Genomic DNA, 23354 nt, shown 5'->3' with positions numbered 1-23354 from the left:
CGGGAACCGGTGGACGACGGGACGGTGGGCGCCGTGCGGGACATGAACGAGATCGTGGGCGGTCACGACCTGCTGCTGGTGACGCTCGACACGCTCCGCTACGACGTGGCCGAGGAGGCGCTGGCGGCCGGACGACTGCCCACCCTGGCCAGGGCGCTGCCCGGCGGGCGGTGGGAACGGCGGCACAGCCCGGGAAGCTTCACCTACGCCGCGCACGCCGCGATGCTCGCGGGCTTCCTGCCGACCCCCGCCGCTCCGGGGCCGCACCCCCGGCTGTTCGCCGCGGCCTTCCCCGGCAGCGAGACGACGGCCGGGGGCACCTGGGTGTTCGACGGGCCGGACCTGCCCGCCGGGCTGGCCAAAGCGGGCTACCACACGATCTGCGTCGGCGGGGTGGGGTTCTTCAACAAGGCGACCCCGCTCGGATCCGTACTGCCGGGGCTGTTCGCCGAGAGCCACTGGGATCCGGCGTTCGGGGTGACCTCGCCGACCTCGTTCGAGGCGCAGATCGCGTGCGCGGAGCGGGCGGTCGCCGGGGCGGACGGCCCGGTGTTCCTGTTCGTCAACGTGTCGGCGCTGCACCAGCCGAACTGGTTCCACCTGCCGGGCGCCACCCGTGAGCACGGCGACGACCGGCGCAGCCACGCCGCCGCCCTGGAGTACGTGGACCGGCACATCGGCCGCCTCTTCGCCCTGATGAGCGCCCGGCGGCCCGGGTTCGCGATCGTCTGCTCCGACCACGGCACGGCCTACGGCGAGGACGGGCACGTCGGGCACCGGATCGGCCACGAGGTCGTCTGGACCGTTCCCTACGGGGAGTTCACGATGGAGCGAGGGCAGTGGCGGTGAACGGGATCCCCGGACGGGAAAACGGCCCGGTGACGGGGCAGGACGCTCTCCGAGGCGAGCGGGACGGTCTCCGCCGGGGGCGGGATCTCCTTCGCCGGGAGCCGGACGGACCGGACGGACCGGACGGTCTCCACGAGGGGGCGGAGGGTCTCCGTGAGGGGCCGGGTGACGGTCCCTACCAGGGATACGTCTACGCCTATCCGCACAAGACGGCCTACCGGCCGCTGGACCCCCGGCCCACGCTCCGGGAGACGTGGGCCGGCGAGCCGCTCGGCAGCCTCTTCCTCTACCTGCACATCCCGTTCTGCGAGATGCGCTGCGGGTTCTGCAACCTGTTCACCAGGACCGGAGCCCCCGAGGAACTCGTCGCCGCCTACCTCGACGCGCTGGAACACCAGGCGCGCGCCGTACGGGAGGCGCTGGACGGTCCGGTCTTCGTCTCGGCGGCCGTCGGGGGCGGCACGCCGACCTACCTGAGCGCGGCGGAGCTCACCCGGATGTTCGACCTCACCGAGCGGATCATGGGCGCCGACCTGCGCGCCGTACCGTTGTCGGTGGAGACCTCGCCGGCGACCGCGACGGCCGACAGGCTCGCCGTCCTGGCCGAACGGGGCACCACCCGGATCTCGATCGGTGTGCAGAGCTTCGTCGACGCCGAGGCCCGCGCCGCGGTCAGGCCGCAGCGGCGGCAGGAGGTGGAGGCGGCGCTCGGCCGGATCAGGGAGACCGGGTTCGAGACGCTCAACATCGACCTGATCTACGGGATCGACGGCCAGGACGAACGCTCCTGGAAGCACTCACTGGAGGCGACGCTCGCCTGGCGGCCCGAGGAGATCTACCTCTACCCGCTGTACGTCCGCCCGCTGACCGGCCTCGGCCGCCGGGCGCGCGACTGGGACGACCACCGGCTCGGTCTCTACCGGCAGGGCCGCGACCACCTGCTGGCCGCCGGGTACGAACAGGTGTCGATGCGGATGTTCCGGCTGCCCGGGGCCCGCGGCCCGGCCGAGTACAGCTGCCAGAACGACGGCATGGTCGGTCTCGGCTGTGGCGCCCGCTCCTACACCGCGGGCCTGCACTACTCCTACGAGTACGCGGTCGGCGCCCGCCAGGTGCGCGGGATCATCGACGACTACGTACGGCTCGCGCCGCGGGAGTTCGCGTTCGCCAACGTGGGCTTCCGCCTGGACGACGCCGAACGGCGCCGCCGCCACCTGATCCAGTCGCTGCTCCAGGCCGAGGGGCTGGATCCCGGCGCCTACCGGGAACGTTTCGGCACCGGGGTGTGGGCCGACTTCGGCACCGAGCTGCGCCTGCTGGAAGGCCGGGGCTGGCTCGAGGCGGAAAACCTTGAGGTGGAGAACCCCGAGGCGGAGAACCTTGAGGCCGGGAACGGAGAGCCGTCCGGCGGCCCGTCCGGTACCGCGTCCGGGGGCGAGCGCCGCCCCCGGCTCACCCCCGAGGGCCTGGCCCACTCCGACGCGATCGGCCCGTGGCTGTTCTCGGAGCGGGCGCGCGAGCTGATGGCCGGATACGAGCAGCGTTGACGTCCCTCCGGAGCGAAAGATCCGGAGATCTTCCTGGAGGTGCCCGCTTGAACGCGCACGAGAGCCCGGCCGCCGCCGTGGACGACCCCGGCCATCTGACGATCCTGTATCGGGGACCGCTGGCCAGCTGTGACTACGACTGCCCCTACTGCCCCTTCGGCAAGCGCCGCGACAGTCCCGCCCAGCTGCGTGAGGACCGGGCGGCGCTCGAGCGGTTCACGGAGTGGACGGCCGGGTGCGGGCACCCGGTGTCGGTGCTGTTCACGCCGTGGGGCGAGGGGCTGGTCCGCTCGTGGTACCGGAAGGCGATGGTCGAGCTCAGCCGTCTGCCGCACGTACGCAGGGTCGCCATCCAGACCAACCTCAGCTGCCGCCCCGACTGGCTGGCCGAGGCCGACCTGGATACGCTCGCCCTCTGGGCGACCTACCACCCCGGGCAGGTCGGCCACGAGCGCTTCCTCGGCAGATGCCGTGACCTCGCCGGCCGCGGGGTCCGCTTCAGCGTCGGCGTCGTCGGCCTGCCCGAGCATCTGGAGGCCGCCCGGCGGCTCCGCGCCGACCTGCCCGCCGAGGTGTATCTGTGGGTGAACGCGGCAGAGGGACACCTGTACACCGATCGGGAGGCGGCCGGCTGGGCCGCGATCGACCCGCTGTTCCACTACAGCAGGACGCCGCACCGCAGCGCCGGGCAGCCGTGCCGTACCGGGGAGAGCGTGATCTCCGTGGCGGGCGACGGCACCGTACGGCGCTGCCACTTCGTTCCGGCCGTCCTCGGCAACCTCTACGACGGCTCCTTCCGCGAGGCCCTGCGCCCCCGGGCATGCCCGGCGGCGCTGTGCGACTGCCACATCGGTTACGTCCACCTGGAGCCGACCGGCCTCTACGACGTGTTCGCCGGGGGTGTCCTGGAGAGGATCCCTCAGGTCTCCTTGACCGGCTGGTAGTCGGCCTCTCGCAGGCCGAAGGTCCAGGCCACCCCTTCCCGCGCGGTGCCGGTGAAGGGCGGGACGCGCAGCCAGTACGTGCGGAAAGTGCCGTCGGGCTCGGCGGTCGAGTTGACCACCTCGACCATCGCCACCGATTCGTCCTCGGGCAGGTCGATGCGCCACAGCACGCCCGTCTCGTCGCGGTGCACCGGGGTGGCGTTCGACTCGGCGAGGTAGCGCTCGTAACCGAAGTGCTCCAGCATGACCCGGCGCAGCTCGGCGTTCTCCTCGGCGCGGATGCGCTCCGGGGTCAGGGCCGCCAGGGAGGCGGCGAAGTCGGCGGGCACCGGCATGCCGTGCCAGGCGTGCAGGGCGAAGCCGTCGGGGAAGGAGAGGGCCGGGTCGCCGGCGCGGTGCAGGCGGCCGGAGTCGTCGAGGTGCAGCTCGGCGGGGCGCTCGCAGACCAGCGCGACCCGCTCGAACGGCCACCACCACCCGGCGGACTCGGCGACCCGGACCAGCCCCTCGACCTCCGGCCTGCCCAGCGCGTCGAACAGCGACAGCCAGGGCGCGTCGTGCTGGCCCAGCACCGCGTCCAGGGTCGAGGCGCGCAGCTCGGCGCCGGCCTCCTCCGACTCCCCGGTCGCGGCGACGGCGCCGCGGACGCGATCGGTCAGCCTGCCCACCCGGTTCCACAGCGCGCCTCCGGTCAGGGACCAGGCCACCGGCCAGCCCGTGGAGCCGAGCCGGACGTGCACGTCGGCCCTGGCGCGCTCCCACGGCGCGGTCCGCACCTCGTGGCGGACGGAGCGGCCGGCGTCGAGCACGCCGACGCCCGGTACCTCGACGCCGCGCACACCGTCGCGCTCTCCGGCGGCGAGCCGGACGGCGATCCTCGCGCCCTCGGCGGGGGAGCCGACCCAGACGATCCGCTCGGGCTCGGCCAGCCCGCCGATCCGGTAGGCCAGGCGTATCCCCTCCTCGGCGCGGTCGCGGTCGGCGGGATCCGTCCGGAGGGCCACCTCCTCCCAGCGGAGCGTGGCCGCGGTCAGCGCGTCGGCGAGTTCGGTGGTGACGGTCATGCTCGGGTGCTCCTGAGGGTGAATGAGATGAGGGGGCGGGTGCCCCGGGGGCGTCCCCGGAGGGCGTCCTGGGGCGTTCTTCGGAGAACGGTGGCGGGGCCGGGGGAGGGGGTGTCAGTCGGCGACGACGCGGAAGGCGCCCGGGACGTACTCACGCTGGCGCCGTACGAGATACCACCCCTTGGGCAGGGAGATCGCGGCGTGCTCCTCGTGGACCACGCGCCCGCCGGAGGGGAGGTGGAGGAAACTCGGGTCCATCGGGCGCACCCCGGAGACCAGGCTGCCCGGGCCGACCACCGCGTGGGCGTGTCCCGTGGCCTCGCCCAGGGCCAGCACCAGGCGGCCGCGCGCGTCGCGCGGCGCGGAGGGGGAGGTCAGGGCCGAGGCCGGAACGGCCTCCTCTCCCACGGGCATGATCAGGACGTCTCCCTGACGGTACATTTCGCTGCTCCTCGGATCGGGGTGATCGAAAAGTAGCCGCCGCCACCGACATTTCCCGCCCGCCGCCCGCTCCACGGGCCGTCGATGTGAGAGGGCCCCGTCACCGATCGGCCGGTGGGCACGGGCGCGTCACGCGTGAGGGCCTTCGGGAGCGCCGGGGTCAGGGGCGGTTGAGGTAGAGGAGAACGGCCAGCACGCGGCGGTGGTCCTCGTCCGAGGCGGACAGGCCGAGCTTGGCGAGGATCGAGCTGACATGGGTCTCCACCGTCCGGTCGGTCAGCCAGAGCCGCCGGGCGATGCCGACGTTCGTACGGCCCTCCGCCATCAGCGCCAGCACCTCGCGCTCCCGCGCGCTCAGCGACGCCAGAGGGTCGGCGGTCCGGCGCGCGCCGATGAGGCGCGAGACGACCTCGGGGTCGAGGGCGGAGCCGCCGTCCGCCACCCGCTGCAGCGAGTCGAAGAAGTCGTCCACATCGAAGACCCGGTCCTTGAGCATGTAGCCGAACCTTCCGCGGGACACCAGATCGACGGAGTGCCGGGTCTCGACGTGCTGGGAGAGCAGGACGATGCCGAGCTCCGGGTGGGTGTCGCGGATCCGCCGGGCCGCTCGGACGCCGTCGTCGGTGAGATCGGGCGGCATCCGGACATCGATGATCGCCAGATCGGGATTCGCGGACGCGACGGCGGCGATCAGCCCGGGGGCGTCCTGGGCCTTGGCCACGACCTCGTGCCCGGCGTCGGAGAGCAGGCGGATCAGCCCCTCCCGGAACAGGGCGGAGTCCTCGCCGATCACAATGCGCACGGCAGCACCGCCTCGACCAGGGTTCCACCGCCGGTGGGGCTGGACAGCCGCAACGCGCCACCGGCCGCCTGCACCCTGTCGGCGAGGCCCGCCAGACCGGCCCCCGGGCGCATCTCGGCCCCTCCCGGCCCGTCGTCGCTGACCCGTACGGTGACCCGGTCGCCGGCACGGGTGACGCGGACTCCGATCGCGGCGGGCCCGGCGTGCTTGACCGCGTTGGTCATCGCCTCGCTCGCGACGTAGTAGGCGGTCATGGCCACGTCATCGGGCAGGTCGTCGGCCACCACGTCGAGCGTCACGGGGACCGGCACCTTGCCGGCCAGCATGACCAGCGCGTTGCCGAGCCCGTCGTCGAGACTGCTCGGCCGCAGGCCGTGCGCGATCTGCCGCAGTTCGGTGACCGCGGCGGCCAGCTCCGCCACCCACTGGTCGAACAGGCCGTCGACGTCGACGGTGCCGTCACCGAGATGGCGTTGCGCCAGCCGGATCGCCATGCCGAGGGAGACCAGGCGCTGCTGCGCCCCGTCGTGCAGGTCGCGTTCGAGCCGCCGCCGCTCCTCGTATCCGGCGTGCAGCAGCCGGGTACGGCTGGCCTCGGCCTCGTCGAGCGCCCGGCTCACCTCGATTCGCAGCCGGACCACCTCGATGAGCAGCGCGCCGGCGGCGGCCGCCTCCCGCAGCAGCTCCCGGGTGCCGGCTCCACCGCGCACGATGGCGCCGATGTCGTGGCCGCCGAGCCGTACCCGTGCGACGAAGGTGTCGCCGGGGTCGACCGGGGCGCCGGTCGCGTCGACGAGTCCGGACGTGCCGGGCAGCCGGTAGCCGACCCGCAGCGCCGGGTCGCGCAGCGCGGTGCGCAGGGTCGCCTCCAGTTCCTCGGGCTGTGCCTGACCCGCGTGCGTACGGTCGCGCAGTTCTTCGACGGCGGTCAGCACGGCTTGCCGAGCCGGGTAGAACCGGCGATCGACCCAGTGCTGGAGCCGGACGCGCAGGGGGGACAGCGCGGCGGCGCAGACGGCGGTGCCCGCGGCCGCGGCGACGGGTGAGCTCCGGCCGGTGCCGAGGCCCACCAGGAACGAGGCGGCCGTGTAGAAGCCGAGCAGAAGCGTGGTCACCAGGCCGTAGGTGACGGCGGCGCTGATGGCGCGGTCGATGTCGTAGAGATCGTGCCGCAGCACGGCGATCGTGGTCGCCGTCGGGATGGCCAGGGCCGTCGCCGCCAGACCGATGAGCGCTGGCTCCGGCCCGTCGAGGAACAGGTAGCCCGCCCAGCAGAGCAGCAGTGTCAGCGGGAGGCAGGCGGCACCGAGCGCGAGCCACTTGAGCTGTGCCCGCTTCACCTCCTCGGTCGTCCTGCGGTAGCGGAGCACCATCGCCGTCGCGGAGGCGATCAACAGTCCGAGGAAGACCGGCAACAGCGCCGTCGCCGCCGCCCGCAGCACCGGCAGGTAGGGCGCGGGGAGCAGGAAGAGGTGCGGTACGGCCTCGAAGGGCGGCCGGTAGGGGTCGGGGTCGAACATCGAGATCAGCATGAAAAGCACCGGAACGACCAGCAGTCCGACGACCGCCCAGCGCCACCGCCGCCCCGGCAGCCGTCCGTCCGGAAACACCAGCATGAGGAGCGCCGCCGGTACGTAAAGGAACATCCAGTCGCCCTGTGACAGGGCCAGGTACAGCTCCGGGAGCGGCAGGTCCGGCCGCCGGGTGACGGCCGAGGCGTACAGATCGTCGACCGTGACCCACACCGCGGTCGCGCCGACCAGCATGAGCAGCGGGCCGACCATACTGCCGGGGCGCCGGACGGCGACCAGTGTCCCGAGCGCCGCGGAGGGGAGCGCCAGCGTCGCACCGATCGCGAACCTCGCCGCGGTGCCTCCGTCGCCGCCGATCACCGCCAGCACCACCCCGGCGCCCGCGAGCACGCTCGTCAGGGCCGCCAGGGCGAACGCGAGCAGACGGGAGGTGGTCACGCCTACACGCTAGGGCCCCGGGATCGCCCGGTGAATACGTGCCAGTACGGAGATCGGTCCCGTACCTGCCCGGATCCGCCGGCCGGGCGGGCGGCCGAGACTTCGGAACAGCACATTTCCCCGCTCCATTCACCGGGAGAACCCCATGAAGCGTTCCCGTCTCCTCGTCGTCGGGCTGATCCTGAGCGGCCTGCTCGGCCTCATCGACGTGGTCACGCTGCCGTTCGGCGACGGCGAGCATCCTCCGTTCGCGGTGGCCGCCGCGGGAGCCGTCCTCGGGCTGATCACCTTGGCCGGCGTCGTGCTGGCCTGGCGCGGCAGCCGGGCCGGCGTGGTCGCCGTGATCGTCACCAGACTGCTGTCGGGGCTGACCGCCGTGCCCGCGTTCTTCTTCGAGGGGGTGCCCGCCGAGGCGATGGCCGCGGCGGCGGCCGGCGTCGTGCTCACCCTCTGCGGCGTCGCGCTGGTCGCGCCGGCTCTGCGGTCTCACAGCTGATCCCGCCGGCGCCGCTCACCACGTCCGCCTTGAGTGCGGCCGGGGCGGCGCCCGCATCCATCCCGTATCCGGCGAGGCATGTGGCTTCAGCCCCCAGGAGAATCATGGAAACGTCCGTCCCGTCCTCCGTACCGCCCTCCGGCGGCGTGCCCGCGCCGTTCGCTCCGTCGCCTGCCCGCAGCCTCCCGCTCGCCCTGGCGCTGTTCGCCGCGCCATGGGGATTCGTCGTCGCCAACGGCGCCTACGCGTGGGCCACCCGCGCCGGGGGAGGCGACGGCACCGGTGCGGAGGCGCTCGCCCTGGCCGCGGCCCACCCCGGCCTGTATCGCCTCGGCACCGTCGCCGCGATGCTGGGGAGCCTGCTCATGGTCCCGGCGGTTCTCGGCGTCAGGCGGCTCCTGGCAGGCCGGAGTCCCAAACTCGGTTTCCTCGGCGCGGTGCTGACGGCCGGTGGATACATCTGCTACTTCGGGGTCGCCCTCAGCGGAATCACCGAGGTCGCCATGGCCGAGCACGGCGGTCCCCTCCAGGACTACGCGATCGTCCTCGACAACAGCCAGAGCGACGCATCGACCCTGTGGGTGTTCCTCCTGTTCGTGCTGGGCAACCTGGTCGGCACGCTGCTGCTCGGCCTGGCCCTCCTGCGTAGCCGCGCGGTCCCGACCTGGGCGGCCGCCGCCGTCCTCGCGTGGCCTCCGCTGCACGTGACGGGGCTGGTGGTCGGCAGCGAGTGGTTCGAGGTCGCGGGCGCCCTCCTGCAGGCGGCCGGTCTGGTCGTCACGGGCCTGCGCCTCCTGGCCTCGCCCCGCTGAGCCGGTTCGGCGGGTTCAGGCGCCCAGCGCGCGCAGCACGAACTCGCAGACGATCGTCTCGGCGTCCTGCGGCGTCATCTCGCCGCTGAGCAGCGGTACCCGCTCGGCGCCGATGACGGCGAGGATGATCCGGGCGGTGGCGGTCACGTCGGAGACGTGGAAGTCACCCGACGCCACGCCGCCGTCGATGATCTCGATCAGGATGCGCTGCATCGGCTCGACGTGGTCGGCCAGACGCTGGTAGGCGTCGGGCCCCAGCGCGGCGGACAGGTCGGCGGGGCCGGGGTGGGGATGGGCCAGCAGCCCGGCCAGCTGAAGGCGGACGAACACCCGCAGACGCTCGGCCGGGGACGCGTCCTGCGACAGCTCCCGCTCGTAGCTGTCGATGAAGTAGTGCGTCACCCGTTCGGTGAAGGCCAGCAGCAGCGCGGCCTTGTCGGGGAAGTAGTTGTAGAGGACGGTCCGGGTGATCCCGGCCTCGCTCGCCACGTCGGTCATCGAGATGGCGTCGATGCCCTGGTCGCGGGAGAGGCGCGAGACCGCCTGCAGGATCCGGTCCTGCGTCTGGGCGCGGTGCTCGCCGATCGTCGCGGCCGAAATCCGGGGCATGGTCCCATGGTCGCACAGTGGCGGAGCCGTGGCCCGGCCGCCGGCGCTCCGGCCACCGCCCGGCCCTGATCCGGACGGCCGGAGAACCGGGCCGGGGCAGGGCGCCCGGGGACCGGGCAGGCGGGCGATTTCAGCCGGGAACGGCCGGGAGCCCCGGTACGGCACGCCGTACCGGGGCTCCCGCGGCGGCCGCCGGTCAGGCGGCCAGCTCGGCCCGCACCACCCGCCGGAGGTCGGACAGCACCTCGGTGTTGAGCTGGTAGGCGAGCTTGGTCTCGCGGATGATCCGCTGCCTCTCCGCCTCGTCGGCCGGGATCGCGTCGAGCCTGGCGCGATACTCGTTCTTGAACCGGGGCAGGCTGCCGATCTCGTCGAAGAGGTAGAAGTCGACGCCGCCGCCCGGCTGGTAGCCGTAGATCTTCTGCAGCTCCATCCGGATGAACTGGCCGCCGGACAGGTCGCCCATGTAGCGGGTGTAGTGGTGGGCGATGTAGCCGCCCGGCCAGGTGGCGACCTGCTCGATCCTGGCTACCAGCGTCCTGGTCGGCTTCGAGGGCTCGATCCTCGACCTCCAGGAGGCGCCGTAGATCGTCTCCAGGTCGCGGATCAGGGCCTCCTCGCGGTAGAGCGCGGGGAAGACGAAAGGCCCGGCCACCGGGTCGTCGGCGAGCGACCTGGAGGCGGTGTCCAGGGCGACGTAGGCGAAGTAGTGCTGGGCGACCATCTCGCCGTACGCCTCGGGGCTGAGCCGCCCCTCCATGAGGGCTTTGAGGTAGCTCTCGTCCTCGGCGGACTCGTGGTCGCTCCAGGTGGCGTTCCTGAGCACTTCGGAGAACGGCGGCTCACTCATGATCACTCCGCGTTGAAGGGGTCTTTAATGACACAGTGTCACAAAGAGCGCGTGCCCTCGTCAAGCTGATGATGACACCCTGTCATTAAAGTGTCCTCCGCCGGCGAGGGTGCTCACTTCGGCGAGGGGCGCGCGGGGGAGCCGGCTCCCATGTGCTGGATCGCGGGTGACCTGGCGAGCAGGACGCTGCCGTACAGCACCAGGGCGATGCCGGCGAGTTCGGGGACGATCCAGACGCCCGAGCGGAGTTGTTCGTCGAACAGCATGATGCCGTAGAGGACGCTGGCCACCGGGTCGCTGGTGGTGATCGCCGGTTGGGCGGCGATCAGGGGGCCGCTCTGGTACGCGTTCTGGAGGAGGAAGAAGCTGCATATGCCGGTGGCCACCATCGCGTACAACTGCCAGGAGGTCGGCAGGGCCGATGGGTCGTCCCGGAGGATGACGGTGCTTTTCCGCATGAAGGTCGCGGTGAAGGCGAAGCCGATGCCGGCGGCCGTGCCGAGAACGGCCGCGCGGGCGGCAGGGGGGAGGGCTCGGGCCGTCGCGATCAGCGCGGCCATGGCGAGAACGGTCACGCCGCCGGCCAGTGCCCACTGACCGGCGGAGATGACCGCCCGGCCGTTGCCGCTGGGCGCGGCCGTGAGCAGGAACAGGGCCAGCCCCCCGGTCAGGGCCGCGGTCGCCAGCCACGACCGCCGGTCCACGGTGACCTTGAACACCAGCGAGACCCCGATCATGGTGAGCGGCAGTTCGACGGCCAGCAGCGGCTGGACCAGCGCGAGCGCGCCGAAGGACAGGGCCGTGGCCTGGAAGACGAATCCGGCGATGAGCGCGGCCACGCCGCCGAGCCAGGCCGGACGGTGCAGCAGGGCCCAGATCAGCGCGGGCCGGAAGGCCATGTTCTGCGGCATGTTGCGTGCCTCGCGCCGCTGCAGGATCGATCCCGTGGCGTTGCTCGCCGCGCAGAGCAGGGCGAAGACGACCGCGATCATTCCCGCTCCTCGTCCGGGCGCCGGGAGTCGCCCTGCTCGGATTTGGCCAGGGAGGGGGAGTGGCCGAGGATGACGATCCCCACCACCAGCGCGATCAGGCCCACGACCTCGCCCGCCAGGGCGGGGGGATCGACGCGCAGGCGCTCGCCGAGGATCGCCACGCCCAGCACGATTCCGACGATCGGCTCGGCCGCGGTGGCGGCCGGCAGTGAGACGCGCAGAGGTGCGGCGTCGAAGGCGCTCTGGCTGAGCCAGATGCCCACCGCCGCGACCGCGACCAGCGTGTACGGCTGCCAGACGGTCAGCAGCATGCCCGGCCCCTGGCCCGACTGCCCCAGCCTGACCAGGGAGTCGCGGGTGAGCACGTCCTGGGTTCCGTACAGGATGCCGGCGGCCGCCGCCAGGAGCATCGCCTTGATGGGCAGCGCCACCCGTATCGCCACCGCGACCAGCCCGCCGGCCACCAGCAGCGTGACCGGCAGGGCCAGCCAGGCCGCCGAGGTGGAGCCGGGGAGGGTGCCGCCCTCCGGCTGCCCGAACACCAGGAACGAGGCCACCCCGCCGCTGACCAGCACCGCCCCCAGCCACTCCCAGCGGCCCAGGCGCTCCCGGTACAGGACCGAGGCCAGGGCCAGGGCGAAGATGAGGTTGGTCGCCAGGAGCGGTTCGGCGCGCGACACGTCGGTACGCTGCAGGACCAGTGCGCCGAGCACCTGACCGGCGACCATCGCGCCGATGCCGGCCAGCCAGAGCGGCTTGCGGACCAGATCCAGCAGCAGGTGCAGCCGCAGCATCTCCCCGAGGGGCTCGGTGTACGCCGCGTGCTGCTGGGCGACGAACCCCGCCCCCAGCAGGGCCGCCGCCGCCAGTCCCAGCACCACGGTGACGATCAAAGGACCGACGCCTGCCGGACGTTCCCCTGGCGGTCCCGCATCGCTCGCCCCCACGCAATCTCCCACATGGACACGAGGGGTATACCCACTTGTTCTTTAATGCGTCGTCCGGTGGGTTGTGTGGGCCTTGCCGTGGCCGCGCCGCCGCCTCCGGCGCCTTCCCCGCCGGGCCGCCGGCGGCACGTCGCCGGTTCTCCCCGGCGCCCCCGTTCTCGTGATGATGATCGGAAAGGCGGCGGGGCGGCATACGTGATTACACGATTACGATCGCTCACAGCGAACACGCTCAAGTACGGGAACAATCAAGGGCTCCCATTAATTGAGTCGGTATAACTCAACCCTTGGAGTGCAGATGAGTGAGAGCTTGATCCTCCCGGTCCTGCCGCTCGACGACGAGGTCGTGCTGCCGGGCATGGTCGTCCCGCTGGACCTGTCCGAGAGCGAGGTCCGGGCTGCGATCGACGCGGCTCGGGCACTCGCTGACAACAAGCCCGAGGTGCTGCTCGTTCCCCGGATCGACGGCAAGTACGGTCCCATCGGAGTCAAGGCCGTGGTCGAGCAGGTCGGCAGGCTGCCCGGTGGCGAACCGGCGGCGGTGGTGCGCGGTGTCAGCCGGGTCCGTGTGGGGGCCGGCACGACCGGTCCCGGCGCGGCTCTGTGGGTGCAGGCCACCGTGATGGAGGTCGTCAAGGCGGGGGAGCGCGCCGAGGAGCTGGCCAGGCAGTACAAGGCGCTGGCCACCACCATCCTGCAGAAGCGGGGCGCGTGGCAGGTCGTCGACGCGGTCAACAAGATGGACGACCCGTCGCTCCTGGCCGACAACTCCGGCTACGCCCCCTGGGTGAGCACCCAGCGCAAGGTCGAGATCCTGCAGACCGCCGACCCCGCCGACCGCCTGGAGAAGCTGGTCGAGTGGGCGCGTGAGCACCTCGCCGAGCTCGACGTGGCCGAGACGATCCGCAAGGACGTCCAGGAGGGCATGGAGAAGCAGCAGCGCGAGTTCCTGCTGCGCCAGCAGCTGGCGGCGGTCCGCAAGGAGCTGGCCGAGCTCAACGGCACCTCCCCGGAGACCGAGGAGGAGGACTACCGCGCCCGCGTCGAGGCCGCCGACCTGCCGGAGAAGGTGCGCGAGGCCGCGCTCAAGGAGGTCGACAAGCTGGAGCGGACCTCCGACCAGTCTCCCGAGACCGGCTGGATCCGCACCTGGCTCGACACCGTCCTCGACATCCCGTGGAACGTGCGGACCGAGGACTCCTACGACATCGCCGCCGCCCGAGCCGTCCTCGACGCCGACCACACCGGCCTCGACGACGTCAAGGACCGCATCGTCGAGTACCTCGCGGTGCGCGGGCGCAGGGCCGAGAAGGGCCTCGGCGTGGTCGGCGGCCGCCGCAGCGGCGCCGTGCTCGCGCTGGCCGGTCCTCCCGGGGTCGGCAAGACCTCCCTCGGGGAGTCCGTCGCGCGGGCGATGGGCCGCAAGTTCGTCCGCGTCGCCCTCGGCGGCGTCCGCGACGAGGCCGAGATCCGCGGTCACCGGCGCACCTACGTCGGCGCCCAGTCCGGCCGGATCGTCCGCGCGATCCGCGAGGCGGGCTCGATGAACCCGGTCGTGCTGCTCGACGAGGTGGACAAGGTCGGCTCCGACTACCGGGGCGACCCGACCGCCGCGCTGCTGGAGGTGCTCGACCCCGCGCAGAACCACACCTTCCGCGACCACTACCTGGAGGTCGAGCTCGACCTGTCCGACGTGCTCTTCCTGGCGACCGCCAACGTGCTCGAGGCCATCCCCGGGCCGCTGCTGGACCGCATGGAGGTCGTGACGCTCGACGGCTACACCGAGGACGAGAAGGTCGCCATCGCCCGCGACCACCTGCTCCCGCGCCAGCTCGACAAGGCGGGCCTCACCGCCGACGACGTCACCGTTGGCGAGGACGCGCTGCGCGGGCTCGCGGGCGAGTACACCCGGGAGGCCGGTGTCCGGTCCCTGGAGCGCTCGATCGCCAGGATCCTGCGCAAGGTGACCGCCAACGTCGCGCTCGGTCAGGCCGAGCTGCCCGTGACGGTCGGCGACCTGGTTCCCTACCTCGGCCGCCCCCGCCACGTGCCGGAGTCCTCGCTTCCGGAGTCCAGCCAGCGTACGGCGGTGCCCGGCGTGGCCACCGGCCTGGCGGTCACCGGAGCGGGCGGCGACGTCCTGTACGTCGAGGCGTCGCTGGCCGACCCGGAGACCGGCGACACCGGGCTGACCCTGACCGGCCAGCTCGGCGACGTGATGAAGGAGTCGGCCAGGATCGCGCTGTCCTACCTGCGCTCGCGCGGCGCGGAGCTGGAGCTGCCCGTGGGGTCCCTGAAGGACCGCTCGGTGCACGTCCACTTCCCCGCGGGGGCGGTTCCCAAGGACGGCCCGTCGGCGGGCGTCACCCTCACCACGGCCCTGGCCTCGCTGCTGTCGGGCCGTACGGTCAGGAGCGACGTGGCCATGACCGGTGAGATCTCCCTCACCGGGCGGGTGCTCCCGATCGGCGGGGTCAAGCAGAAGCTGCTGGCCGCCCACCGGGCGGGCATCACCACCGTGCTGATCCCGGCCCGCAACGAGCCGGACCTGGACGACGTCCCCCAGGCGGTCCGCGACGAGCTCACCGTCCACACGGTCAGCGACGTGCGGGAGGTCCTGGAGATCGCCCTCACCCCGGCCAAGGTCGCCGAGCACGCCGCGGCCTGACCCCCTCCCAGGCGTCCTCGGGACGCCCGCGGAGCGGCCCGTCCTCCCGTCGCGGAGGGCGGGCCGCTCGCCGTTTCACGGGGCCGGCGGGCCGCCGTACGGCCGGTGGCCGGGGAAGGCCACCCGGCGGCGGATTTCCCTATCGGAGTGATGGGAATCACAGGAAATATGGGAATCGGAACAGGTCAGACCCGTGTTGAGGCAAACGTGAACGTGGCGAACCAGGTCGGCATGACCCCGCAGGGCCGGGTCATGTGTCGTGGCGAGCGCATGCGCGAGATGACCGGCATGCGTGCCATGAGCTGTACGCGCTGACGTACCGAGTCCCGACTCCGCCCGTTCTCTCACTGAGGCCCGAAACCATGACCTGCCCCGCGGACCGTCTTGTCCTGCGCCGCCTGAGCCACCTGCCCTTCCACCCCGGCATGCGCTAGCGCCTCCCGCAGGGAAGCCTTCCGACGAACCGCTCATGCGAACCGCTCATGTTGGGGAACAGCTTTGATTGATGTGTCAGGCCTGCGGAAGGTCTATCGAGACCGGGGCCGTGAGGTGACCGCCGTCGACCGCGTCGACCTCCACGTCCGCGAGGGCGAGATCTTCGGTGTGCTCGGACGGAGCGGCGCGGGCAAGAGCACGCTGCTGCGCTGCGTGAACCTCCTCGAACGCCCGACCGAGGGCACCGTCACCGTGGCGGGACAGGAGCTGACCGCGCTGGGGGAGGCCCCGCTACGCAGGGCCAGGCAGCGGATCGGGATGATCCACCAGCACTTCGCGCTGCTGTCCTCCCGGACGGTCGCGGGCAACGTGGCGTTCCCGCTGGAGGTCATGGGACTGGGCAGGGCCGAGCGTGCCAGGCGTGTCGCCGAGCTGCTGGAGCTGGTCGGGCTGGCCGACAAGGCCGGGGCGCACCCGGGGCAGCTGTCCGGCGGGCAGAAGCAGCGGGTCGGCATCGCCCGCGCGCTGGCGGGCAACCCCGCGGTGCTGCTGTCGGACGAGGCCACCTCGGCGCTCGACCCGGGCACGACGCAGTCGATCCTGGCCCTGCTCAAGCGGCTCAACCGCGAACTCGGCCTGACCATCCTGCTGATCACCCACGAGATGAACGTCGTCAAGGCGATCTGCGACTCGGTCGCCATCATGCGCGACGGCAGGATCGAGGAGTCCGGCACCATTCCCGAACTGCTCGCCAGGCCGGGATCCCGGCTCGCCGCCGAGCTGTTCCCCCTCCCCGCCCCCGAGCCGGGCAGCGTCACGATCACCTTCACCGGGCAGGCCGACGAGCCCGTGGTCTCGCAGGTGGTGCGCGGGTTCGACGTGGACGTCAACATCCTCGGCGGGGCGCTGGAGGAGGTGGCAGGCGTCTCCGCCGGTCGCCTGCGCCTGCGCGTCACCGGTACCGAGCGCGCGGCCGCCCTCGCCCACCTGGCCGATCGCGGCCTGCTGGTCGAGGAGAGCCGGTGAGCGAGCAGGACCGCACCCACTGCACCCAGTGCACCCACCGCACCCCGCCCCCTCGGCCGACGAAGGAGATCGCATGACCTGGGACGAGATGGTCCCGCTGCTGTGGGAGAACACCGGGCAGACCGCCCAGATGGTCATCTGGTCCACCCTGTTCACCGTGCTGCTCGGGCTGCCGCTCGGCGTGGCCCTGGTCGTCACCGACCGGAACGGGCTGTTCCCCTCCTGGCCGCTGAACCGGGTGCTCGGGCTGGTCGTCAACGTCGGCCGCTCCCTGCCCTTCATCATCCTGATGATCGCGGTGATCCCGCTGACCCGGCTGATCGTGGGCGTCAGCATCGGCACCGCCGCCGCCGTCGTCCCCCTCACCCTCGGCGCCGCGCCGTTCTTCGCCCGGCTGGTGGAGACCGCGCTGCGCGAGGTGGGCGACGACAAGGTGCAGGCGGCCCAGGCCATGGGCGCGGGGCGCGCGACCATCATCGGCAAGGTCCTGCTCCCCGAGGCGATGTCCGGCCTGGTCGCCGGGCTCACGGTGACCGTGGTCGCGCTGATCTCCTACTCGGCGATGGCCGGGGCGATCGGCGGGGGCGGGCTCGGCGACGTGGCCATCCGCTACGGCTACCAGCGGTTCGAGACCACGCTCATGGTGATCACGGTCGTCGTGCTGGTCGTCATCGTCCAGCTCGTGCAGACCCTGGGCGACGTCGTCGCCCGCCGCCTCGCACGTCACTGACCCGTCCGGCCTCGGCCGGAAAGCCCGCCGCGGTCCGCCGCGGTCCCGTCACAACTCCTCCGGGACCCCGTCACGAGCGGGACTCCGGTTTTTCCACACCCATAAGGAAGCACGTCATGCGCAAACTCATAGGAATCGCCTCCGCCGTCACCGCACTGGTGGTGTCGCTGGCCGCCTGCGGCTCGGCCGGGACGGCCGCGGCCCCCACCGGCGAGGGCAAGGACTCCGCCGCCGAGGTGCTCAAGGTCGGCGCGAGCCCCGTCCCGCACGCGCAGATCCTGAAGTTCGTCAAGGACAAGCTCGCCGCGAAGGAGGGCCTGAACCTGGAGATCGTCGAGTTCACCGACTACGTCCAGCCGAACGTGCAGCTCAACGACGGCCAGCTCGGCGCCAACTTCTTCCAGCACAAGCCCTACCTGGACGACTTCAACGCCTCCAAGGGCACCAAGCTGACCTTCGTCCAGCCCGTCCACCTGGAGCCGCTGGGCCTGTACTCCAAGAAGATCACCGAGGCCGGCGCCCTGCCGTCCGGCGCCACCGTGGCCGTGCCGAACGACGCGACCAACTTGGGCAGGGCGCTGAAGCTGCTGGCCGACAACGGCCTGGTCACCCTCAAGGAGGGCGTCGGCACCACCGCCACGGAACGCGACGTCGCCGCCAACCCCAAGGGACTGAAGTTCCAGCCGCTGGAGGCCGCCCAGCTGCCCCGCTCCCTGGAGGACGTGGACGCCGCCGTCATCAACGGCAACTACGCGATCGAGGCCGGTCTCAAGCCCGCCGAGAACGCGCTGGTGCTGGAGAAGGCCGAGGGCAACCCCTACGTCAACGGCCTGGTCGTGGCCGCCGGTCACGAGCAGGACCCGCGCGTGGTCAAGCTCGCCAAGCTCCTCGCCGGTCCCGAGGTGAAGCAGTTCATCGAGCAGACCTACAAGGGCGCGGTCATCCCCGCCGCCTGAGCGCCGTCTGAGCGCCGTCTGAGCACTGTCTGAGCACTGTCTGAGCACTGTCTGAGCTTCATCTGAGCTCCGTCTGAGTTCCGTCTGAGCGCAACCTGAACGCGGCCTGCGGCGCTTCCGCGCCGCCGACCTCCCGGAAAACCCCGCGAAAGCCGCGGTTCCGTCCCTCGGGACCGCGGCTTTCACCGTCCCTTCTCACCGCGCGTCGCGCCGGGTAACGTGCGGTTCCATGCACCCGGGAGCCGTGGCAGCAGTCTCACCGGACAAGCCCGCCGTGATCATGGCGAGCTCCGGACGCGTCGTCACCTACCGCGAGCTGGAGGAGGAGTCCAACCGGCTGGCCCACCTGTTCCGCGCCGCCGGGCTCACGGCGGGCGACCACGTCGCCTTCATGCTGGACAACCACCCGCTGTTCCTGGCGATCGCCTGGGCCGCGCACCGGTCCGGCCTGTACTACACCGCGATCGGCTCCCGGCTGAAGACCGACGAGCTCGCCTATATCGTGGACAACTGCGGGGCACGGGTCTTCATCTCCTGCGCCGCCCTGGCGGACGTGGCGACCTCGGTCGCCGGGATGACGCCCGGCGTCGAGCTCAGGCTCATGCTGGACGGCGTCGCCCCGGGGTTCGGCTCCTACGAGGAGGCCGTGGCCTCCCAGCCGGTCACCCCCATCGCGGACGAGTGCCAGGGCGCCGACATGCTCTACTCCTCCGGCACCACCGGCAGGCCGAAGGGCGTCAAACCCGCCCTGTCCAGGGCGCCGCTGGACAGGCCCTGGCCGCTGGTCCAGCTCATCCGCCTGCTGTTCGCCCCCTCGGCCGACAGCGTCTACCTCTCCCCGGCGCCGCTGTACCATGCCGCCCCGCTGCGGTACTGCATGAGCTTCCAGCGCCTGGGCGCGACGCTCGTGGTGATGGAGAGGTTCGACCCCGAGCAGGCACTCGCGCTGATCGAGAAGTACGGCGTCACGCACGCGCAGTGGGTGCCGACCATGTTCATCAAGATGCTCAGGCTGCCCGAACAGGTCAGGACGCGCTACGACCTGTCGTCGCTGGTGTGCGCGATCCACGCCGCCGCTCCCTGCCCGGTCCCCGTCAAGGAGCGGATGATCGAGTGGTGGGGGCCGATCATCCACGAGTACTACGCGGGGACCGAGGGCAACGGGTTCCTCTACGCCGGCCCCGAGGACTGGCCGGCGCACCGGGGCACCGTCGGGCGCCCGCTGCTCGGCAGCGTGCACGTCTGCGACGAGGAGGGCGACGAACTGCCGCCGCGCGAGCAGGGCACGGTCTACTTCTCCGACGGGCCCGGCTTCGTCTACCACGGCGACGAGGAGAGGACGAAGGCGTCGCGGGACCCGCTGGGCCGGGGATGGACCACCCTCGGCGACATCGGCTATCTCGACGAGGAGGGCTTCCTCTATCTCACCGACCGCCGCTCGTACACGATCATCTCCGGCGGGGTGAACATCTACCCGCAGGAGGTGGAGAACCTCCTGGCGCTCCACCCGAAGGTCGCGGACGCGGCGGTCTTCGGCGTCCCGGACGAGGAGATGGGCGAGCAGGTCAAGGCCGTCGTCCAGCCGCTGTCCATGGATCTGGCGGGTCCGGCGCTGGAGAGCGAGCTGATCGGCTACTGCCGCTCCCGGCTCGCCGCCTACAAGTGCCCGAAGTCCGTCGACTTCCGGGAGGAGCTTCCCCGTCACCCCACGGGAAAGCTCTACAAGCGGCTCCTGCGCGACGAGTACTGGCCCGCCGCCCCCTGACGCCCTTTCCCCTGACGATCCGGCTCCCTGACGGCTTCGGCGCCCCGGTGGCCCGGCGCCTTGCCGGGGACGGCCCGCCACGGTCTGCCACGGCCTTGCCCTGGGGCACGGCCCCTCCGACCTGGGTATGGACCCGGTGGAGACCGACTACAGCACGGGGGACACCATGGCCACCTACACCTTGTCGATCGTCGAGGGGGACCCGGGCCGGGTCGTGGGTGAGGACCTCTTCTCGCCGGACTCCCCGATCACCTTCAGCCAGCTGGGGCCCGCGATCCTGCTGTGGCTGACGGAGCACGGATACGAGGAGCCGGGCAGGCACGTGGTGGTGACCCCGGCGGGGCAGGAACCGGGCGTGCCCGTCCTCGCCTCCCAGGACGTCGACCTCTGAACTCCGTTCTCCGCCACGGCCACCGCTCGGCCACCGCATGGGTACCGCACGGCCACCGCACGGCGGCCGCGGAGGCGGAGCGCGCCCTCGCTCCCGCACGACGGGGAGCCGGGTCCTCGGCGGCGGAGACCGCTTCGCGGAATGAGGTTCTGGAAGCGGTCTCCGGGGCAGTGGAGATTGACGAGGCCCGGACGGGAGAGCGATCTCCGGGTCGGGGCCCGCTGCCGTCGATCGCCTACCCCGGAGGGATTCCGACATGACGCAGCCTCAGCCCCCCACGTGCCGGACGTGCGGATCCATGGTGGAACACCCGGGACGCCACCGGGAGTGGCACGAGGCTCTCGAACGCCTGGTGCCCGGTCTGGGGGCCGAACTGGACAGAGGGCGGGGGACCGGCAGGTCCGAAGAGGGCTTCACGTTCTGACGCGCCCGGCCCCGCCGGCCCGGATCACCGCTGGGGGCGAGGGGCCGTCGGGGTTTCGAAACGCTCCAGATGGTCTCTTTCGAGCATCCATCCCGGTGTTTTCGGATGGAGTGTCAGGGTTGGGGCGTAAAGTGCGCGAGTGCATCCTCCGCAGCAGCCGTATCCGCCGGGCCAGCCGCAGTGGCAGCCGGGCCAGCCGGGACAGCAGTGGCCGGGGCAGCCCCAGCAGGGTCAGCCTCACTCGTGGCAGCCGGGGCCGCAGGGTCAGCCCCAGCCCCAGCCCCAGCAGTGGCCTCCGGCGCCGCCCGCCCAGCCCCAGCAGTGGCCGCCCGCCCAGCCGTACCCGCCCCAGCAGGGCCCGGGGTACGGCCCGCAGCCGACAGCACCGTACCCGCAGTCCGGCCAGCCCCTCGGATGGCAGCAGACCACGCCCATAGGACAGCCGGGCTGGAGCCCCGGACCGCCTCCGCGAAAGAGCGGAAAGGGAGTGGCGATCGCGGCGGTCGTCGGAGTCGTGGGCGTGCTGGCCCTGCTGGGCGGACTGGTCGTCCTGCTGAACGGGGAGAACAAGCCGATCGCCTCCTCGCCGACCACGTCGGCGAGCATCACGCCGTCCCGCTCGGCCGAGGCGGAGCCGACGAGGACGGCGGCGGGGTCGATCGAGGATCCGGAGCCGACCTCGACGAGTCCGGCGCGTGACGGCGGCGAGGCCCTGTTCCTGACCACCATGCGGCAGCGGTACGACCTCAAGGACAAGTCGGAGGCCGAGCTGCTGAAGCTCGGCCGCGACATATGCCGCGCGATGGACAACGGCAGGAGCCTCATCCAGGCGGCGCTGGACCACGCCGACGAGCTCGGCGCGGAGCGGGCCGGATACGTGGCGGGCGCGGCCGCCGTCGGCCTGTGCCCGGAACACCGGGACAAGGTTCCCAGCTGAGAACGCGGCCCGACGGCCACGGGCGACCGTCCGTGGCCGTCGACCGGCCGCCGACGCGTCGCCACACCCCACGCCGACCAGGCATTTCACGACGGGAAACGGGCGGCCGAAACGCGCGCGATCACCCATTGCATAGGAAGGTTTCCTATTTAATACTGTGATCAGCGCAGCGTATCCCTGCCGCGCGGAGCCTCACCTCGCCCGGCGGCGGGCTCGAACACGCCCCGCCGGTCCTTCTCGGTGCCACCCCCCGGATCCTGGAGGTCCCATGTCCCGTCGTGTCGTCGCGCTCGCCACCGCCACGCTCGCCTGCCTGGGCGCACTCGCCGTCTCCGCCGCCCCCGCACAGGCCGCCCCCGCGCAGGCCACCCGTTCCCTGGGCACCCTCGAAATCGTGTACAGCCCGCTGTCGCTCGGTGAGTACTGCGTGGCCAAGGTCAACTCCTCGAGCACCGTCGGCTTCTACGAGTACGGCAGCGTGGCCTGCTACCGCTGGGGCAGCAACGGCAACATCGTCCGCGCGGGCAGCGGAACCCCCCAGAGCGCGTGCACCTACTTCCACCCCACCTACACCTACGTGGGCTACGCCGAGGGCGGCAGCAAGGCTCTGATCTGCAAGTTCTCGGTCTGATCCACGCGCTTCCCCTGTCTTCCGGCGTCGCCGCACCCGTACGGCGGCGATGCCGGTGCAGGTGGGGCGTATGGTGCGTGGTATGCACCCTCCCCGCGGCGGCCTCAGGCTCCGACTCCGCGGTACGGCCCGTCCGCCTGGCCATCGATGGGGCCCGCCGCCGAAGAAGGGCGGCACGCGCCTCGTCGGCCTGGCCGTGCTCGGTGGCGCCGTCGCTCTTCTGGTCGGCCTGGTCACCGCCCTCGGCGGGGAGCGGGGCGGAAAGCCGACGACGACCGGCGCGGGCGCGAGTTCGTCGCCGGGCAGGCCGTCTCCGTTCCTGCCGGCGGTCCCGAAGCTCACCGCGGAGCAGACCGAGGGGCTCCTGGTCGGGCTACGGAAGATCGACCCCGCGCTCGATGAGCCTCGGTCGGTCGAGCGGGCGAGGAACATCTGCTCGGACCTGCTCAACGGCAAGGACCGAGATCAAGTGATCAAGAACGCGAAGATCCGTTTCGATGGCGGGGACGCCGGCATCGGCACGGCGGATGCTCGAAAGATCATGTATGTGATCTTGCAAGCGGGTTGGTGCGAGATCGGTTAGGGCCGGAGCTCGTGCGTGGGGCGTACAGGATCGGGTCGAGTGGTCCGGAAGCGTCGAGAAGGTCCTGTCCGACAGCCACGAGGAGGACCTCCTCGGGCTACCGCCCGTTGGAAGACCACCACTCCGGTTGGAAGCCGGGGATCTCGTCTGGGTGCCACCACTCCGGCTGATAGTCGGGATGGTCGAAATACCGGGTGGCGAGTCCCAGTAAGGTCAACAGTTCTTCGGGGGTCCGGTCGCCGCTGGAGATGCGGCCGATGATCTGTCGCCTGTTCTCGACGTCGCCGAGCATGGTTGCGGCGATCGATCTGAGGGAGTGGGGGGGATCCCGCCATTCTTGCTCGTCGTCGTCAATGCGAGCACGAAGGAAAGCGAGCAAGGTATCCGTGATGTCTCTGATGTCCACGGTGCCATCATTTCTCGGGGCGCCGCCGTGAGCCGGACCTCGGGGGAGGAAGCCGGTTGTCAGCCCAATGAGCTACATA

General features: G+C 71.8%; 23 protein-coding genes. 14 read left to right on the top strand and 9 right to left on the bottom strand.

All coding sequences use genetic code 11. From position 1 onward, the window contains the following. Nucleotides 1-42: 42 nt before the first annotated feature. From AB0N02_RS10485 to AB0N02_RS10475, 3 genes are read left to right on the top strand one after another with little or no spacing between them, the layout of a single operon-like run. Nucleotides 43-849 (top strand): STM4013/SEN3800 family hydrolase, encoded by an 807-nt coding sequence (locus AB0N02_RS10485; RefSeq protein WP_363944895.1) that lies wholly within the window; start codon nt 43-45, stop codon nt 847-849. A gap of 29 nt (nt 850-878) precedes the next feature. Next, nucleotides 879-2396: an STM4012 family radical SAM protein gene (locus tag AB0N02_RS10480; protein WP_363944669.1), complete on the top strand. Its 1518-nt coding sequence runs from the start codon at nt 879-881 to the stop codon at nt 2394-2396. A gap of 47 nt (nt 2397-2443) precedes the next feature. Then, nucleotides 2444-3340 (top strand): STM4011 family radical SAM protein, encoded by an 897-nt coding sequence (locus tag AB0N02_RS10475; protein WP_363944668.1) that lies wholly within the window; start codon nt 2444-2446, stop codon nt 3338-3340. Here AB0N02_RS10475 and AB0N02_RS10470 read toward each other — a convergent pair. The 4 genes from AB0N02_RS10470 to AB0N02_RS10455 form a co-directional block, all read right to left on the bottom strand. Beyond that, on the bottom strand, nt 3316-4404 hold the full coding sequence (locus tag AB0N02_RS10470) for a DUF6745 domain-containing protein (RefSeq protein WP_363944667.1): 1089 nt from the start codon (nt 4402-4404) through the stop codon (nt 3316-3318). The two genes, AB0N02_RS10475 and AB0N02_RS10470, sit on opposite strands and share 25 nt — an antisense overlap. A 114-nt stretch (nt 4405-4518) precedes the next feature. Beyond that, nucleotides 4519-4845, bottom strand: a complete 327-nt coding sequence (locus AB0N02_RS10465; RefSeq protein WP_363944665.1) for a hypothetical protein — start codon at nt 4843-4845, stop codon at nt 4519-4521. Nucleotides 4846-5005: 160 nt separating this feature from the next. Then, nucleotides 5006-5647 (bottom strand): response regulator transcription factor, encoded by a 642-nt coding sequence (locus AB0N02_RS10460; RefSeq protein ID WP_363944664.1) that lies wholly within the window; start codon nt 5645-5647, stop codon nt 5006-5008. Continuing rightward, nucleotides 5635-7617, bottom strand: coding sequence for a histidine kinase (locus tag AB0N02_RS10455; protein WP_363944662.1), 1983 nt, complete (start codon nt 7615-7617; stop codon nt 5635-5637). The genes AB0N02_RS10460 and AB0N02_RS10455 overlap by 13 nt, the downstream gene beginning before the upstream one ends. A 145-nt stretch (nt 7618-7762) precedes the next feature. On the opposite strand from AB0N02_RS10455, the gene AB0N02_RS10450 reads away from it, so the two are divergent. Then, nucleotides 7763-8113 (top strand): hypothetical protein, encoded by a 351-nt coding sequence (locus AB0N02_RS10450; protein WP_363944660.1) that lies wholly within the window; start codon nt 7763-7765, stop codon nt 8111-8113. 104 nt (nt 8114-8217) lie between these two features. Continuing rightward, nucleotides 8218-8925, top strand: a complete 708-nt coding sequence (locus AB0N02_RS10445; RefSeq protein ID WP_363944658.1) for a hypothetical protein — start codon at nt 8218-8220, stop codon at nt 8923-8925. A gap of 15 nt (nt 8926-8940) precedes the next feature. Here AB0N02_RS10445 and AB0N02_RS10440 read toward each other — a convergent pair whose 3' ends face one another. The 4 genes from AB0N02_RS10440 to AB0N02_RS10425 form a co-directional block, all read right to left on the bottom strand. After that, the gene (locus AB0N02_RS10440) at nt 8941-9534 is read right to left on the bottom strand and encodes a TetR/AcrR family transcriptional regulator (RefSeq protein ID WP_363944657.1); all 594 of its coding nucleotides are present in this window, start codon (nt 9532-9534) and stop codon (nt 8941-8943) included. Nucleotides 9535-9730: 196 nt separating this feature from the next. Beyond that, complete coding sequence (locus AB0N02_RS10435; protein ID WP_363944655.1) at nt 9731-10384, bottom strand: biliverdin-producing heme oxygenase; 654 nt, start codon at nt 10382-10384, stop codon at nt 9731-9733. 113 nt (nt 10385-10497) lie between these two features. Further along, on the bottom strand, nt 10498-11376 hold the full coding sequence (locus AB0N02_RS10430; RefSeq protein ID WP_363944653.1) for a DMT family transporter: 879 nt from the start codon (nt 11374-11376) through the stop codon (nt 10498-10500). Next, a complete protein-coding gene (locus AB0N02_RS10425) occupies nt 11373-12269 on the bottom strand; it encodes a DMT family transporter (protein WP_363944651.1) in 897 nt (298 codons plus the stop codon). The genes AB0N02_RS10430 and AB0N02_RS10425 overlap by 4 nt, the downstream gene beginning before the upstream one ends. A gap of 352 nt (nt 12270-12621) precedes the next feature. Here AB0N02_RS10425 and lon point away from each other — a divergent pair, with 352 nt between their 5' ends. The 9 genes from lon (at nt 12622) to AB0N02_RS10380 (ending at nt 22869) form a co-directional block, all read left to right on the top strand. Then, complete coding sequence (gene lon / locus AB0N02_RS10420) at nt 12622-14991, top strand: endopeptidase La (RefSeq protein ID WP_363944649.1); 2370 nt, start codon at nt 12622-12624, stop codon at nt 14989-14991. A gap of 498 nt (nt 14992-15489) precedes the next feature. Further along, nucleotides 15490-16452: an ATP-binding cassette domain-containing protein gene (locus tag AB0N02_RS10415; protein ID WP_363944647.1), complete on the top strand. Its 963-nt coding sequence runs from the start codon at nt 15490-15492 to the stop codon at nt 16450-16452. 73 nt (nt 16453-16525) lie between these two features. Further along, nucleotides 16526-17182 (top strand): methionine ABC transporter permease, encoded by a 657-nt coding sequence (locus tag AB0N02_RS10410; protein WP_363944645.1) that lies wholly within the window; start codon nt 16526-16528, stop codon nt 17180-17182. Between the two features lie 116 nt (nt 17183-17298). Beyond that, nucleotides 17299-18138, top strand: coding sequence for a MetQ/NlpA family ABC transporter substrate-binding protein (locus AB0N02_RS10405; protein WP_363944643.1), 840 nt, complete (start codon nt 17299-17301; stop codon nt 18136-18138). Nucleotides 18139-18382: 244 nt separating this feature from the next. Next, nucleotides 18383-19903, top strand: a complete 1521-nt coding sequence (locus AB0N02_RS10400) for an acyl-CoA synthetase (protein WP_363944641.1) — start codon at nt 18383-18385, stop codon at nt 19901-19903. Nucleotides 19904-20030: 127 nt separating this feature from the next. Next, nucleotides 20031-20294 (top strand): hypothetical protein, encoded by a 264-nt coding sequence (locus tag AB0N02_RS10395; RefSeq protein ID WP_363944639.1) that lies wholly within the window; start codon nt 20031-20033, stop codon nt 20292-20294. Between the two features lie 563 nt (nt 20295-20857). Further along, nucleotides 20858-21655, top strand: coding sequence for a DUF732 domain-containing protein (locus AB0N02_RS10390; RefSeq protein WP_363944637.1), 798 nt, complete (start codon nt 20858-20860; stop codon nt 21653-21655). A gap of 268 nt (nt 21656-21923) precedes the next feature. Further along, the gene (locus AB0N02_RS10385) at nt 21924-22286 is read left to right on the top strand and encodes a hypothetical protein (protein WP_363944635.1); all 363 of its coding nucleotides are present in this window, start codon (nt 21924-21926) and stop codon (nt 22284-22286) included. An 82-nt stretch (nt 22287-22368) separates the two neighbouring features. Beyond that, a complete protein-coding gene (locus AB0N02_RS10380) occupies nt 22369-22869 on the top strand; it encodes a hypothetical protein (RefSeq protein WP_363944634.1) in 501 nt (166 codons plus the stop codon). Nucleotides 22870-22966: 97 nt separating this feature from the next. Here AB0N02_RS10380 and AB0N02_RS10375 read toward each other — a convergent pair whose 3' ends face one another. Beyond that, nucleotides 22967-23275: a hypothetical protein gene (locus AB0N02_RS10375; protein WP_363944632.1), complete on the bottom strand. Its 309-nt coding sequence runs from the start codon at nt 23273-23275 to the stop codon at nt 22967-22969. Nucleotides 23276-23354: the final 79 nt, after the last annotated feature.

The organism is Streptosporangium sp. NPDC051022 (assembly GCF_040683035.1).
Classification (GTDB): domain Bacteria; phylum Actinomycetota; class Actinomycetes; order Streptosporangiales; family Streptosporangiaceae; genus Streptosporangium.
The sequence above is the reverse complement of the archived record's forward strand: the minus strand, read 5'-3'. Positions and strand labels throughout refer to the sequence as shown.

Coding starts and splice junctions, on each gene's coding strand:
- AB0N02_RS10485 (WP_363944895.1), top strand. CDS start 43: ATGAACGAGATCGTGGGCGGTCACGACCTGCTGCTGGTGACGCTCGAC.
- AB0N02_RS10470 (WP_363944667.1), bottom strand. CDS start 4,404: ATGACCGTCACCACCGAACTCGCCGACGCGCTGACCGCGGCCACGCTC.
- AB0N02_RS10465 (WP_363944665.1), bottom strand. CDS start 4,845: ATGTACCGTCAGGGAGACGTCCTGATCATGCCCGTGGGAGAGGAGGCC.
- AB0N02_RS10450 (WP_363944660.1), top strand. CDS start 7,763: ATGAAGCGTTCCCGTCTCCTCGTCGTCGGGCTGATCCTGAGCGGCCTG.
- AB0N02_RS10445 (WP_363944658.1), top strand. CDS start 8,218: ATGGAAACGTCCGTCCCGTCCTCCGTACCGCCCTCCGGCGGCGTGCCC.
- AB0N02_RS10440 (WP_363944657.1), bottom strand. CDS start 9,534: ATGCCCCGGATTTCGGCCGCGACGATCGGCGAGCACCGCGCCCAGACG.
- AB0N02_RS10435 (WP_363944655.1), bottom strand. CDS start 10,384: ATGAGTGAGCCGCCGTTCTCCGAAGTGCTCAGGAACGCCACCTGGAGC.
- AB0N02_RS10430 (WP_363944653.1), bottom strand. CDS start 11,376: ATGATCGCGGTCGTCTTCGCCCTGCTCTGCGCGGCGAGCAACGCCACG.
- lon (WP_363944649.1), top strand. CDS start 12,622: ATGAGTGAGAGCTTGATCCTCCCGGTCCTGCCGCTCGACGACGAGGTC.
- AB0N02_RS10410 (WP_363944645.1), top strand. CDS start 16,526: ATGACCTGGGACGAGATGGTCCCGCTGCTGTGGGAGAACACCGGGCAG.
- AB0N02_RS10405 (WP_363944643.1), top strand. CDS start 17,299: ATGCGCAAACTCATAGGAATCGCCTCCGCCGTCACCGCACTGGTGGTG.
- AB0N02_RS10395 (WP_363944639.1), top strand. CDS start 20,031: ATGGACCCGGTGGAGACCGACTACAGCACGGGGGACACCATGGCCACC.
- AB0N02_RS10385 (WP_363944635.1), top strand. CDS start 21,924: ATGTCCCGTCGTGTCGTCGCGCTCGCCACCGCCACGCTCGCCTGCCTG.
- AB0N02_RS10380 (WP_363944634.1), top strand. CDS start 22,369: ATGCACCCTCCCCGCGGCGGCCTCAGGCTCCGACTCCGCGGTACGGCC.